The organism is Blastococcus sp. SYSU DS0541 (genome assembly GCF_054050875.1).
Genome location: NZ_JBJHAD010000018.1, coordinates 17639 through 30326 on the forward strand (window position 1 = coordinate 17639; position 12688 = coordinate 30326).

A 12688-nucleotide genomic window follows, 5' to 3' on the forward strand; every position below is an offset into this window, starting at 1 on the left:
CTCGTCCCACTCGAACGTATAGCGCACCCCAGGGCTTGCGGCAAGACCCCGGTCGGGCCGCACACTCGCCCGCCGGGGACGGCTGACCGCGCGCGGACGGGCGCGGCGGCGTCCCCGGATCGGAGCCGTTGCCGTGACCGTGTCCACCCGTGCCTTCGACCTCCCCGGCCACCTCGCCGCCAAGGCCGACCCCGCGCTGATCGCCGCCGACGAGCGGCACTTCGCCCTGATCGCCGCGAGCCTCGCGCGGTCGATCGCCGAGCTCACCGAGCGGCTGGCCTTCGAGCGGGCGGCGCCCGGCGGCGCCGGTCAGGCGGCGCTGGACCGCGACCTGGAGGTGCACCGGCTCGCCACCCGCCTGCGCACCCTGCGCCGGTTCGGCCTGGACCTCTGCCTCGGGCGGGTGGTGCCCGCGGACGGCGGGGAGCCGGTCTACGTCGGGCGGTTGGGCCTCACCGACGGCGTCGGCCGCCGGCTGCTCGTCGACTGGCGTTCGCCGGCGGCCGAGCCGTTCTTCGCCGCCACCCACGCCGACCCGATGGGGCTGGCCAGCCGCCGCCGCTACCGCTGGACCCGCGGCCGGATCACCGACTACTGGGACGAGGTCTTCGCACCGGACGGGCTCGAGGGCCACGCCGCCCTCGACGACCAGTCCGCCTTCCTCGCCAGCCTCGGCGGGAACCGGTCGGCCCGGATGCGTGACGTGCTCGGCACCATCCAGGCCGACCAGGACGCGATCATCCGCGCCGGCTCCCGCGGCGCGCTGGTCGTCGACGGCGGGCCGGGCACCGGGAAGACCGTCGTCGCCCTGCACCGCGCGGCCTACCTGCTCTACTCCGATCCGCGTCTCGGGCACCGCGGCGGTGGCGTGCTGTTCGTCGGCCCGCACCAGCCGTACCTGGCCTACGTCGCCGACGTCCTTCCCGGCCTGGGGGAGGAGGGGGTGCGCACCTGCACGCTGCGCGACCTGGTGCCCGAGGGGGCCGGCGCCGCGCCCGAGGCCGACCCCGAGGTGGCCCGGCTCAAGGCATCGGCGCGGATGGGCGCGGTGATCGAGGCGGCCGTCCGCTTCTACGAGGATCCGCCGGCCCGGGCGACGACGGTGACGACGCCGTGGGACGACCTCCGGCTGACCGCCGCGGACTGGGCGGAGGCGTTCGGGGCGGTCGAGCCGGGCACGCCGCACAACGAGGCACGCGAGCAGGTGCGGGGCGCGCTGCTGGAGATCCTGGTGGATGCGCACGACGCCGACCTCGACCCCGACCAGGTGCGCGCCGCGCTGGAGCAGGACCGCGACCTGCGGGCGACCTTCGACCGGGCGTGGCCGGTGCTGGACGCCGGCGACGTCGTCGGTGACCTGTGGTCGGTGCCCGCCTACCTGCGCCGGTGCGCGCCCGAGCTGAGCACCGAGGAGATTCGCCTTCTGCAGCGGACCGAGCCGCAGGCGTGGACGGTCGCCGACCTGCCGCTGCTGGACGCGGCGCGGATGCGGCTGGGTGACGCGGGGGCCGTGCGGCGCCGGCAGCGGGAGGCGGCCGTCGCGGCGCGGGAGCGCGAGCGCATGTCGGCGGTCATCGACGAGCTCATCGCGGCCGACGACTCCGATCTCCTGCTGATGACCAGCCTGCGGCACGGCGACCTGCGCGACGCCCTGGTCGACCAGGACGAGCTCCCCGCGGTGGACGCCGATCCGCTGGCCGGCACGTTCGCGCACGTCGTCGTCGACGAGGCCCAGGAGCTGACCGACGCGGAGTGGCAGATGCTGGTGCGGCGCTGCCCGTCGCGGAGCTTCACCGTGGTGGGGGACCGGGCGCAGGCCCGGCACGGGTTCCCCGAGCCGTGGGAGGAGCGGCTGCGCCGGGTCGGGCTCGCCGAGGTGCGCCGGATGTCGCTGACGGTGAACTACCGGACACCGGTGGAGGTCATGGCGGAGGCGGAGCCGGTGATCCGGGCGGTGCTGCCGGACGCCAACGTGCCGACGTCGGTCCGCAGCACCGGGGTGCCGGTCGCGCACGGATCGTTCGCGGAGCTGGGGTCGGTGCTGGACGGGTGGCTGGCCGCCCACGCCGAGGGGGTCGCCTGCGTGATCGGGGCTCCGGCGCTTCCGGGGCGTCCCCGGGTGCGGTCGCTGACGCCGTCGCTGGCGAAGGGGCTGGAGTTCGACCTCGTCGTCCTCGTGGACCCGGATGACTTCGGGACGGGAGTCGGGGGAGCGGTGGACCGCTACGTGGCGATGACCCGGGCGACGCAGCAGCTCGTCGTGCTCACGAGCCGGTGAGGTGGCTCACCCCTCGGTCGCCGCTGCCGGAGGCGGGGGTGCCGCCCGCCGGCGCGACCGGCGCAGGGGCACCAGGACGGCGGCGGCGACCAGGGCGACGACCACCAGCCAGGGCAGGACGACGCCGATCGCGACGACGGCCGCTCCGGTGACCGCCACGAGCGACCGCCACCCGGTGGCCAGCCCGTCGAGGAAGCCGTCCGGCCCGCCGGCGGGCGCGACGCCGAAGGGCTCCAGGTGCACGCGCAGGGTCGACAGCTCGACCTGGTCGGCCAGCGCTGCCCGCCGGGACTGCAGCGACTCCAGCTCCTGCTGCCGTTGGGAGAGCGCCTGCTCCGCCTCCAGCAGCGCCTCGGTGGTGGCGGCGTCGTCCATCAGGGCGAGCAGCCGCGCCACGGAGGACTGCAGCGCCGTGATCCGGGCGTCCAGGTCCATCGCCGCGGCGGTGACGTCGGAGCGGGACACCGAGACGCTGCCGACGTCGCCGAGCTCCTCCAGGTCGGCCAGGACGCCGGTCAGCGCCGCGGCCGGCACGCGCACCACGAGTGCGGCGACCGTGCCCTCGACCCCCTCCTGGACGGAGGTGGCATGCACGGCGCGCTCGTCGACGCGCCCGCCGGCGGACTCCACCAGCTCGCTCACCCGCTGCGCAGCCTCCGCCGGGTCGTCGACGGCGAGCGAGGCGTCCGCGGTGGTGACCACCTCCCGGTCGGGAGCGGCCTCGTCGCTGCCCGGGACGGCCGTCACGGGGGCGACCGCGCCCCCGGCGCCGTCCGCGCTGTCCGATTCCCCGCCGGAGGGACCGGTGCAGCCGACGAGCAGCACCAGGATCAGCGCGGCGGAGGCGAGGAGGCGCGTGGCAGGAACGGTGTCCATGCCCGGTGGACGGGGTGGCGGCGAGGATCGGTTCCCGCCGGTCAGCGGGGGGCGAACTGCGCCCGGCGCTCCGCGGGCACGAGGTCGGCGTAGTCGGGGTGGCGGTGGATCCAGCCCCGGATGAACGGGCAGAACGGGAGGACCGACGCGCCGTCGGCCCGCACGGCGTCGAGCGCTCCCCGGGCGAGCGCCGATCCCACACCGCGGCCCTCGAACGCCGGGTCGACGACGGTGTGGGTGAAGGCGACGGAGGACCCCCGTCGCCGGTACTCGGCGAACCCGGCCACCGTGCCGTCGACCAGCGCCTCGAAGCGGCCGGCCCCCCGGTTGTCCACGACGACGGGTGCACTGGTGGTCACGCCTCTCCCTCCGCCCGGGGCCGGGCACGACGAGCGGCTCCCGCCGGCCGGTCATCAACGGCACAATGCCGACGTCCCCACCTCTCCTGGAAGGGGCCGCCATGTCGGAGCAGCCTGCCGCCGCACGTCCACCGGAGGTCGCACCCCCCGGACGGCTCACCGTGGGCCAGGTGATGCGCCCCCCGGTCACGACCGTGGAGAGCGCCGCCCACCTCGCCGGCGCCGCCTACCTGATGAAACGGGCGCGGGACAGCGCCCTCGTGGTGCTCAGCGACCCCGAGAGCCGCCATCCTGTGGCGCTGCTCTGCGACGCCGACATCGCGCAGGCGGTCGCCGACGGCCGGAATCCGGAGGAGACCCGGATCACCGACCTGCACCGTCCCGTGCCCGCCACCGTCGGCCCGGACGTGACCGTGGTGGACGCCGCGGAGCTGATGCTGTCCGGCGGGCTGCAGCACCTGCCCGTGGTGGAGGAGGGGCGGCTGGTCGGGCTGGTCGACCTCACCCTCGTGTGCCGCGCCCTGCTCGGGCGGCCGGCGGCGTAGCGCGGGGGCGGTCACCGGCCGGTCACCGCCGGCCGTCCTCGACGAGCGCGAGCAGCACGCCGGCGGTCAGCCCGAAGGTGGCGTGCCCGACGACCCCGCGCGCGTGGCTCACCGGCGGGTAGGCCGTGAGCGTGGGCAGCGACGTCCCCTCGTCGACCAGCAGGAACGCCCCCGCACCGACGGCGAGCCCGGCGGCGAGCGGGCTCACCCCCCGCCGGACCAGGGCCGCGGCGGTGATCCCGTAGACCACCCCGAACGTCCGGTGCACGGCCACCCCGATGCGGCCCGCCGCCTCGTCGTCGAGGTCGCGGCCCGCGGCCGCGCCCAGCCGCTTGCCCAGTTGCACCAGCGCCCCGCCCGGGGCGATCTCCTCCTCCCGGGCCCGGGAGGCGTCGTCCTGCCGGCGGTGGAACCACGCCGTCGCGGCGTCCATGGTGCGGCTCGCGGCATAGCCCGCCAGCGCACCGCGCCACAGGTGGGCCCGGCTCACGCCGACCTCGCCGCGACCGGATACGCCGCATGCAGGCGGCGCAGCGCGTACCCCGCGCTGAGCAGGGTGGAGACCATGAGGGCGACGAACACCCACGTCGCGGGGGAACCCCACCGCACGGCGTCGGGGTAGCGGGCCAGGACGACCAGCTCGAGCGCGCCGAACACCGCGTACGCCACCGCGGCCAGCCGGAGCCGGTCGAGGTCGCGGTCGCGCAGCGCCAGTGCGATGCCGACGCCGAACGCGAGGAGCCACGACCCGACCGCCCGGGCCGTCAGCGGGGTGAGCGCCCACGGCCAGAGCGCGGACCCCGTGCCCGGCGCGGCGAACAGGGCCGCGCCGACGACCAGGAACACCACGCCCTGCACCGCGAGCACCGCGGCCAGACCCGAGGGCAACGCCAGCCGGAGCGGCGGATCGGGGTACGGGAGCCGCTGTTGCCCGACGAGCATCGCGAGCATCCCCACCGGCACCACCAGGTAGACGGCGAGCCAGAACCAGGCGGCCGCGTTCGCCACCAGGCCCGGTGCCCCGAAGTGGAAGCGGTCCAGGTGCAGCAGGGTGGCCGCCAGGGTGAGGACGGTGAAGACCAGCACCGTGGCGAACGGGATGCGGACGTGCGCCCATACCGGGGTGCGCAGCGACAGCACGACGAGCACGCACCCGGCGGCGTACGCGGCGCCGAGGAACGCTGCGGTCGCCGGTGGGTCGATCGTCCAGGCGAAGTAGTCGGTGGTGCGCGACGAGCCGAGGAACAGCGCGACGAACGCCAGCAGGGTGAGAACGGTGAAGGCTTGCAGCATCAGGCGGGTGCCGGGGAGCACGGCGCGGGAGCCGAGCGGATCGGTCATGACCAGGCCTCGGTGCGGTGGAGTACCGGACGGGCGTCGAGCCCTACGTCCCTTGACCCCCGTGCGGTGACGCCCTAGGCATGCTATGTGGCTGCCGACGAGCCCGACAGCGGTTTCGCCCCGCGAGCGGCACTGGTCCTGGTCAGCCGGGACCCGCCGGTGCGCGACCAGGTCGGGACGGAGCTGGACAGACGCTACGGGGCCGATTACGCCGTGGCGGTCTGCGACGCGGAGGACCACGTCGGGCCCCGGGTCGCGCAGTTGCAGGAGGAGGGCATCCCGGTTGCGGCGGTTCTGGCGGGCCTGGGCCCGGCCGACCCCGACGGCCTCGACGTCCTGGCGCGGGCGGGTGGCCTGGCGCCGGGTGCGGTGCGTGCCTGCATCGTGCGGTGGGGCGATCTGGCGACGGCAGCGCCGATCTTCGAGGCGATCACGCTGGGCCGGCTGGACGGGTGGCTCTACCGCCCGGAGCGCCCCGGCGACGAGGACTTCCACCTCTCGGTGACCGAGCTGCTCGCCGAGTGGGACAGCCGGCAGGGCACCGGCTACGAGGCGGTGCAGGTGATCGGCGAGCGGTGGTCGGCCCGCTCGCAGGAGCTCCGCGACATGTTCACCCGCAACCGGGTGCCGGTCGGCTTCTACGACGCCGCCGCGCCGGACGGGCAGGAACTGCTGGCGGGTCTGGGGCTGGAGGAGCCCGCGCTGCCGGTCGTCGTCCTCCGGTTCCGGCCGGAGCTGCCGGCGCTGACCGACCCCAGCGCGATGGACATCGCCGCCGCGTTCGGGGTCCTGGAGGCGGTGGACGAGAGCACGCTCGCCGACGTCGTGGTGGTCGGTGCCGGGCCCGCGGGGCTCAGTGCCGCCGTGTACGCCGCCTCCGAGGGCCTGCGCACGGTGGTCGTGGAGCCGCTGGCGATGGGCGGGCAGGCGGGCACCAGCTCGCTGATCCGCAACTACCTCGGCTTCCCGCGGGGGATCAGCGGCAACCGGCTGGCGGCCAGCGCGTACCAGCAGGCGTGGTCGTTCGGCGCCACCTTCGTCTGGTCGCGCAGCGTGGTCGGGCTGTCGAGCACGGACGGGGAGCACCGGGTGCACCTCTCCGACGGCGCGACGCTGCGGGCACGCACGGTGGTGGTCGCCACCGGCGCGGAGTGGCGGCGCCTGGAGGTGCCGAGCCTCGAGGCGATGCAGGGCCGCGGCCTCTTCTACGGCGCGGCCGTCAGCGAGTCACGGGCCATGGCGGGCAAGCACGTCCTGGTGGTCGGCGGGGGCAACTCCGCGGGGCAGGCGGCGGTGCACCTGGCCCGGTACGCCGCCCGGGTGACGGTCCTGGTCCGCCGCGGGCTCGCCACGACGATGTCGGAGTACCTGGTGCACGAGATCGACGAGGCACCGAACATCGACGTCCGCTCCCGGGTGCAGTTGGTGGACGGGTCCGGGGAGCAGGTGCTGGAGGAGGTCGTCGTCGAGGACCTCGACACGGGCGAGCGGGAGACGCTCCGGACCGACGCGGTCTTCGTGCTCATCGGGTCGAAGCCGGCGTCGGGGTGCCTGGGGCCGGAGGTGGCGAAGGACCGGGCGGGGTTCGTGCTCACCGGGCCGGACCTCGACGGCGCCTCCCCCGCGTGGCCGCTGGAGCGGCCACCGATGCTGCTGGAGACCAGCGTCCCGGGCGTCTTCGCCGCTGGTGACGTGCGGGCGGGCTCGGTCAAGCGGGTGGCCTCCGGGGTGGGGGCGGGGGCGATCGCCGTCGCGCTGGTGCACCAGTACCTCGCCTGGGCCGCCGCGGCCGCCGTCGGCGGGTGACCCCGGTGCCCGAGTTCGTGTTCCGGGACGAGTGGCGGGTCGCCGCGCCGCCTGCCGCGGTGCGGGAGGTCGTGCGCGCCGTCGAGTCGTGGCCGGAGTGGTGGCCGTCGGTGGAGAGCGTCACGCGGGTGCCGTCCGGCGACGGCGAGGTCTGGCGGTTCGTGTTCCGGACCCGGCTGCCGTACCGGATGGAGTTCGAGGCCCGGGTGCTGCGGGACGATCCGCTGCGCGGCGTGCGGACGACGGTCACCGGCCGGGTCGAGGGCGAGGGCCGGTGGGAGGTCGGGGAGGTCGACGGCGGCTCGGTCGTGGCCTTCGACTGGCAGGTGCGCCCGCAGCTGCTCTGGATGCGGGTGCTCTCGCCACTCGGGCGCCCGGTGTTCGTCTGGAACCACCGTGAGCTGATGGAGGAGGGCGGGGAGGCGCTGGCGCAGCGGCTGGGCACCCGGTTGCTGGCGCCCACGGTCTGCGAGCCCGAGGTGGCGCCGGCGGTGGTCGCGGCCGCCCTCTGGCCGGCCGCCCTGATCGGCATGCACCTGCTGGCCCGGCGGCGCGGTCAGGCCACGCCCGAGCCTGTCGGTCCTGGTCGTACATCCACGTAGGGACTCCCGCCTGGTCACATCGGTTCCCGCCTCACGTCGTGCGGCCCGACGCAGCGTGGCAGGGAAGGCCGCGCCGGTCAGCGACCGCGCTGGGGCCCGACGTTCGGGAACTTGTCGTTCGCCTCGCCCTCGGTCAGCCGGCGCGGGTCGTCTCCGTCGCGCTCGACGATCCACGCGGTGTCCGGGGAGGTGCCTTCGAGGGAGAGCGACCAGTACACGACCTGCCGGCCGTCGGGCGTCCACGCCGGGAACCACTCGTCGACGGCAGGGACTCCCGCGAGTCGGCGCACGTCGCGGCCGTCGGCCCGCATGGTGTAGAGGTCGCGGTCGCCTCCGCGGTTGCTGCTGAACACGATCGTCCGCCCGTCCGGCGAGTACTCCGCCCCGTCGTCGTCGACGCCGTCCGGGGTGTCGGTGAGCCGCCGCACATGCGTGCCGTCCGCCCGCATCCGGTACACCTCGGCGTTGAAGAAGCCGGCCCGGGTCGAGCCGAACAGGATGTGCCGGCCGTCCGGTGACCAGGCAGGGCTGTAGTCGCTGACGGTCGGGTCGGTCTCGGTCAACCGGGTCTGCCGCGTGCCGTCGGCGCGCATCCGGTAGATCTCGGTCTCCCCGCCGTCCCGGTCGGAGGCGAACACGATGTGCCGCCCGTCCGGCGACCACGCGGGGGAGAAGTCGCCGGCGGGGGTGCCCGGGGTCGCGCTGTTCCTCGTCAGCTGGCGGACCTTCCGGCCCTCGGCGTCCATGACGAAGACTTCCAGGTCCCCGTCCCGGTCGCTGACGAACGCCAAGCGCCGGCCGTCGGGTGACCAGACCGCGTCGTCGTCGTGGACGTCGTTGTGGGTCAGCTGCACGGTCCGGCCGTCCGGGAGGAGCCGGTAGATCTCGTTGTCGCCGTCGCGGTCGCTGGTGTAGACGACGTCGGGGAAGTCGTCCCCGGCATGGGCAGGTGCGGTCAGGAAGGGGACGGCGACGAAGGCAGCGGCGATGGCTGCGCGGATGCTCGGCATGCTGGGATCCCTCCTGATCTGCCGTGACCTCCCCGCTGGCCCGGCCCGGGAAGGCGGCCCCGCTGATGTCACCGGGGCGAGGCCCGAGGGTGGCCTTGCCGTGGGCTCAGCGGCAGCACTTCGTCGCGCGTCCAGGTCCTTGTCGGCGCTCCGTGGCGGGACGTCGCCATGTGAGCACTGCGGCGTGGTCGCCACACCTCGACGCGGTCTGGCTGTGTTCCCGCTCGCTGGGGCGGCTCTCGTCGTCGCCGGTCGTGCTGCTGGCCAGCTGGGGCGTGGCGGGCTAGCGTCCGGGGCACCAGGCCGCTGCGACTGCAGACCGGGAGCCCCGCCGTGCCCGCACACCGCATCTTCACCACCCCGTTCGCCAGCGTGTACCCGCACTACGTGGCCAAGGTCGAACGCAAGGGGCGTACCCGGGAGGAGGTCGACGAGGCGATCTGCTGGCTCACCGGCTACGACGCCGCGGGCCTCGCCGCAGCGCTGGAGGACGAGGTCGACTTCGCGACCTTCTTCGACCACGCACCGGCGATGACGGCCCACGCGGCGCTCATCACCGGCAGCGTCTGCGGAGTCCGCGTGGAAGACGTCGAGGACCCCCTCATGCGCAAGATCCGCATCCTCGACAAGCTCGTCGACGAGATCGCCAAGGGGCGGCCGATGACCAAGGTGCTGCGGAGTGGCCACGACAGCCGCCCCACGGTGGAGGCCCGCGCTACCGGGTGAGGCCGACCTCCGGGGACGCGCCCACGCTGTGAGCGGTGTCCGGTGAGCTCTCCAGCAGACCGGCGGCCCGCCACGCCGCGACGGTGTCGTGGACGTAGGTGTCGAAGGACCGCGGCTCCCGGCCGAGCAGCTGCCGGGTCGTCCGGAGCCCCCGGCGCGAGGTGGGCATGGAGATGCGGCGCAGCACGCGGAAGGACGCCGTCCAGTCGGCGAGACGCGGCCCGTCGAGGTAGCGGGCGAAGGTCCGCACCATGACCTCGTCGTCGTCCCCGAGGTAGACCACCGGTCGCCCGAGGGCCTCCGCCCACACCGCTGCGGACTCCCTGCCGCCGACGGAGCGCGGTCCGGCGACGTCGTAGGAACCGGGGGCCACGTCGCCGTCGACCAGCGCCCGGGCGGCGGCCTCACCGACGTCACGCAGATCGACCCGGTTGACGCCCTTGTCGCTGAGCGGCGTCACGAACCGGCCGGCGCGGATCTCCTCGGCGAACACCTCGTCGTTCTGCATGAAGTTGGACGGGGCCAGCATGATCGGGCGCAGCGGCGAGCGGGCGACGTCGCGGGCGAGGGCGATCTTGCCGCGGTAGTGCGGCAGGATCCGACCGAAGACGACGCGCAGCAGAGCCTCCTGCCAGCGCCTGCGGGCGTGGACGTGGACGCCGACGAAGACGAGCCGGACGCGTTCGGCCTGGCACGCGGCCACGAAGCCGGCGGCGAGGGCACGCTCGTCGGTCTCGTGCGGCGAGACGTAGAGCGCCGCCCCGGCACCGCGCAGCGCCGCCCGCAGGGACGCGGGGTCGCGGAGGTCGCCGCGGACGCGTTCGACGCCGGCGGGCACGTGGGCGCCCTCGGGATCGCGGAGGAGAGCACGGACCGTGGCACCGCGCGCGAGCAGGGCGGCGACGACCTCACGGCCGACCTGGCCGGTCGCGCCCACGACGAGGACGGGCGTGCCGGCCGGGAGCGGGCCGGTGAGGACGGGGAGGGGTGTGCGGGACGGTGCCACGGCGGATGCCTCTCGGGTGCAGGGCCGGGTCCGTCCCGGCTGTGTGGACGAGCGTCGGTGGTGCCCCTTGTGGCGGACTTGTCCCTGGCTTGCCCCGGGTGCCGTGACGCGAGCCGACGAGGGCCCGGCCGCCCGATGCGCCGCGGTGCAGCGATGGAGTGCCGAGGGCTCCAGAGGTCGAAGTCCGCGTCCTGCGGTGTCGGCGCGGGCGTACACCCTGTGAACGGCGTGGCTGCCGTCGATGGGGGTAGAAGGCCCGGCATGTCCGACTTCGAGATCACCGCCCTGGTCCTGGCCGAGCACGAGGTCTTCCGGCGGGAGTTCACCGCGCTCGACGACCTGCCCGCCGACGAGCTCGCCGCCGCCTGGGAGGCGTTGCACGCCAAGCTCGAGGTGCACGCGGTGGCCGAGGAGAGGCTCTTCTACCCGCTGCTCGCCCAGGAGGCGGACGACGAGCAGGGGACGGCGGAGGGCGTGCACGACCACAACGAGATCCGGCACGCCGCGGCCGCCGTCGGGGAGCACGTGGTCGGCAGCGAGGGGTGGTGGGCGGCGGTACGGAACGCGCGACAGGTCAACGCCGACCACATGGCCGAGGAGGAGACGGAGTACTTCCCTCCCTTCCGAGAAGCCGTCGACGACGAGCAGCGGGAAGCCCTCGGCATGCAGTGGCTGGCGTTCCACGACGAGCACGAGCAGGCCGAGGGGTTGTCCGGCGAGGACGCGGAGGTGGCCGAGGTGATCGACACCGAGGTGCCCGAAGGGGACCCGTCGCTCTAGGCTGCCCCGCCCCCCGGACGCGGTCCTGGTACGTCGACGCGGCGAGCAGTTCGGCCTCGGACGCGAGAAGCTCCCGACGATCGACACGTGGTGCATCACAGCGGCGGCGGGGACCAGCGGTGGCGCGCCACTCATCCACCCTGCCCTCGCGTCAGGATGGAGCTTCCGGGCGTCAGGAGGCCGTCGTCGCGAGGTAGACGGAGTTCGTCGCCCTGCGGTCCTGCAGGGGGTTGGGGAAGCTGACGACCTCGGCGGAGACGTCCACGAAGACCCGCCGGAGCACGGCCAGGTAGTCGTCGTCGGGCGGGTCGTTCGACCAGAGCGCGAAGACGCCGCCCGGCCGGATGCGCGCGGCCAGGCGGCGGCTCCCGTCCACGTCGTAGAAGCCGGCGTCGCCCTGGGCCAGCCGGTGCCGGGGAGAGTGGTCGATGTCGACGACCACGGCGTCGAACACCCGGTCCGGCGCGTCCGGGTCGAATCCGGTGCCGTCGGTCATCGCGAAGAAGTCGCCGTGCACGAACCGGCAGCGATCGTCGCCGGTGAGCTCCGGGCCCACCGGCACCAGCCCGCGCTCGTGCCAGCGGATCACCGGCTCGAGCGCGTCGACCACCAGCAGCTCTCTCACGCGCTCGTCGGCGAGCACGGCCCGGGCCGTGAAGCCGAGCCCCAGACCTCCCACGACGACGTCGAGGTCGGAGCCGGGCAGGCGGGCGAGGGCCAGCCGCGCGAGCTCGATCTCGGCCACGGTGAAGAGCGAGGACATGAGGAACTCGTCGTCGAGCTTCACCTCGTAGATGTCGACGTCGCTGCCGGGTGCCCGGCGGCGGCGGAGGCTCACCTCACCGATGGGGCTGGGGCTCCAGCCCAGCTCTTCGAACCGCAGGCTCATGGCGGCCCGGTCCGGGAGCGGAGTTGCTGGGCCAGCTCACCGGCGAAGCTCTCCGCCACCTCGAGCTGCTTCCGCAGCGTCGTCACCCGCGCGGTGGCGGCCTCGTGGAAGCTCCGCAACCGGTCGAGCAGCTCGGGGCGGCCGGCGCCGTCGTCCTCGAGGTCGTGCAGCAGCTCGAGCAGTTCCTGCATCTCCTCCAGCGTGAAGCCCAGCGGCTTCATCCGCTTGACCAGGTCGAGCCGGGCGACGTCGGCCGCGCTGTAGAGCCGGAACCCGCCGTCGGAGCGCGCGGTGGGGACGACCAGACCGTTCTCCTCGTAGAAGCGGATCGTCCGCAGGCTCAGGCCGGTGCGCTCGGCGACCTGCCCGATCTGCATCAGGTCGCCTCGAGGAGTTGCTGTCACGTCCCCTTCATAGAGCATGCAACCGGTGCCGGCCCCGCCGGAGGGAGTGCGCGACGCCGATCCGGT

Annotated in this window: 14 protein-coding genes; 6 read left to right on the plus strand and 8 right to left on the minus strand. The window is 74.7% G+C overall.

What is annotated here, in order from left to right:
* Positions 1–133: 133 nt before the first annotated feature.
* A complete protein-coding gene (helR, locus tag ACI794_RS17285; RefSeq protein WP_456616970.1) occupies positions 134–2278 on the plus strand; it encodes an RNA polymerase recycling motor ATPase HelR in 2145 nt (714 codons plus the stop codon).
* A gap of 6 nt (positions 2279–2284) precedes the next feature.
* Here helR and ACI794_RS17290 read toward each other — a convergent pair whose 3' ends face one another.
* Together ACI794_RS17290 and ACI794_RS17295 are read right to left on the minus strand one after the other, a co-directional pair.
* Entirely contained in the window at positions 2285–3154 is an 870-nt protein-coding gene (locus ACI794_RS17290; protein ID WP_456601230.1) for a DUF4349 domain-containing protein, read from the minus strand.
* Between the two features lie 41 nt (positions 3155–3195).
* Positions 3196–3513 (minus strand): GNAT family N-acetyltransferase, encoded by a 318-nt coding sequence (locus tag ACI794_RS17295; protein ID WP_456601229.1) that lies wholly within the window; start codon positions 3511–3513, stop codon positions 3196–3198.
* 173 nt (positions 3514–3686) lie between these two features.
* On the opposite strand from ACI794_RS17295, the gene ACI794_RS17300 reads away from it, so the two are divergent.
* Positions 3687–4058, plus strand: a complete 372-nt coding sequence (locus tag ACI794_RS17300; RefSeq protein ID WP_456601549.1) for a CBS domain-containing protein — start codon at positions 3687–3689, stop codon at positions 4056–4058.
* A gap of 22 nt (positions 4059–4080) precedes the next feature.
* Here ACI794_RS17300 and ACI794_RS17305 read toward each other — a convergent pair whose 3' ends face one another.
* Together ACI794_RS17305 and ACI794_RS17310 are read right to left on the minus strand one after the other, a co-directional pair.
* Positions 4081–4548: a hypothetical protein gene (locus tag ACI794_RS17305; RefSeq protein WP_456616971.1), complete on the minus strand. Its 468-nt coding sequence runs from the start codon at positions 4546–4548 to the stop codon at positions 4081–4083.
* Positions 4545–5399 carry a hypothetical protein gene (locus ACI794_RS17310; protein WP_456616972.1) on the minus strand — a complete coding sequence of 285 codons (855 nt, stop codon included), beginning with the start codon at positions 5397–5399 and terminating at the stop codon, positions 4545–4547. The genes ACI794_RS17305 and ACI794_RS17310 overlap by 4 nt, the downstream gene beginning before the upstream one ends.
* An 87-nt stretch (positions 5400–5486) precedes the next feature.
* On the opposite strand from ACI794_RS17310, the gene ACI794_RS17315 reads away from it, so the two are divergent.
* The gene (locus ACI794_RS17315; RefSeq protein ID WP_456616973.1) at positions 5487–7205 is read left to right on the plus strand and encodes an FAD-dependent oxidoreductase; all 1719 of its coding nucleotides are present in this window, start codon (positions 5487–5489) and stop codon (positions 7203–7205) included.
* 5 nt (positions 7206–7210) lie between these two features.
* A complete protein-coding gene (locus ACI794_RS17320) occupies positions 7211–7807 on the plus strand; it encodes an SRPBCC family protein (protein ID WP_456616974.1) in 597 nt (198 codons plus the stop codon).
* Positions 7808–7884: 77 nt separating this feature from the next.
* On the opposite strand, the gene ACI794_RS17325 is transcribed toward ACI794_RS17320, so the two are convergent.
* On the minus strand, positions 7885–8817 hold the full coding sequence (locus ACI794_RS17325; RefSeq protein WP_456616975.1) for a hypothetical protein: 933 nt from the start codon (positions 8815–8817) through the stop codon (positions 7885–7887).
* A gap of 333 nt (positions 8818–9150) precedes the next feature.
* Between ACI794_RS17325 and ACI794_RS17330 the strand changes: the two genes are divergently transcribed.
* Positions 9151–9543, plus strand: a complete 393-nt coding sequence (locus ACI794_RS17330) for a DUF2200 domain-containing protein (protein WP_456601223.1) — start codon at positions 9151–9153, stop codon at positions 9541–9543.
* On the opposite strand, the gene ACI794_RS17335 is transcribed toward ACI794_RS17330, so the two are convergent.
* Positions 9533–10549 (minus strand): SDR family oxidoreductase, encoded by a 1017-nt coding sequence (locus ACI794_RS17335; RefSeq protein ID WP_456616976.1) that lies wholly within the window; start codon positions 10547–10549, stop codon positions 9533–9535. The two genes, ACI794_RS17330 and ACI794_RS17335, sit on opposite strands and share 11 nt — an antisense overlap.
* 261 nt (positions 10550–10810) lie before the next feature.
* Here ACI794_RS17335 and ACI794_RS17340 point away from each other — a divergent pair, with 261 nt between their 5' ends.
* Positions 10811–11329, plus strand: coding sequence for a hemerythrin domain-containing protein (locus ACI794_RS17340; protein WP_456601221.1), 519 nt, complete (start codon positions 10811–10813; stop codon positions 11327–11329).
* A gap of 172 nt (positions 11330–11501) precedes the next feature.
* Here ACI794_RS17340 and ACI794_RS17345 read toward each other — a convergent pair whose 3' ends face one another.
* Together ACI794_RS17345 and ACI794_RS17350 are read right to left on the minus strand one after the other, a co-directional pair.
* Entirely contained in the window at positions 11502–12218 is a 717-nt protein-coding gene (locus ACI794_RS17345; RefSeq protein WP_456616977.1) for a spermidine synthase, read from the minus strand.
* Positions 12215–12595 (minus strand): MerR family transcriptional regulator, encoded by a 381-nt coding sequence (locus ACI794_RS17350; protein WP_456616978.1) that lies wholly within the window; start codon positions 12593–12595, stop codon positions 12215–12217. Before ACI794_RS17350 ends, ACI794_RS17345 begins: the two co-directional genes overlap by 4 nt.
* Positions 12596–12688 lie beyond the last annotated feature (93 nt).

Coding starts and splice junctions, on each gene's coding strand:
- ACI794_RS17290 (WP_456601230.1), bottom strand. CDS start 3,154: ATGGACACCGTTCCTGCCACGCGCCTCCTCGCCTCCGCCGCGCTGATC.
- ACI794_RS17300 (WP_456601549.1), top strand. CDS start 3,687: ATGCGCCCCCCGGTCACGACCGTGGAGAGCGCCGCCCACCTCGCCGGC.
- ACI794_RS17310 (WP_456616972.1), bottom strand. CDS start 5,399: ATGACCGATCCGCTCGGCTCCCGCGCCGTGCTCCCCGGCACCCGCCTG.
- ACI794_RS17325 (WP_456616975.1), bottom strand. CDS start 8,817: ATGCCGAGCATCCGCGCAGCCATCGCCGCTGCCTTCGTCGCCGTCCCC.
- ACI794_RS17340 (WP_456601221.1), top strand. CDS start 10,811: ATGTCCGACTTCGAGATCACCGCCCTGGTCCTGGCCGAGCACGAGGTC.
- ACI794_RS17345 (WP_456616977.1), bottom strand. CDS start 12,218: ATGAGCCTGCGGTTCGAAGAGCTGGGCTGGAGCCCCAGCCCCATCGGT.
- ACI794_RS17350 (WP_456616978.1), bottom strand. CDS start 12,595: ATGCAGATCGGGCAGGTCGCCGAGCGCACCGGCCTGAGCCTGCGGACG.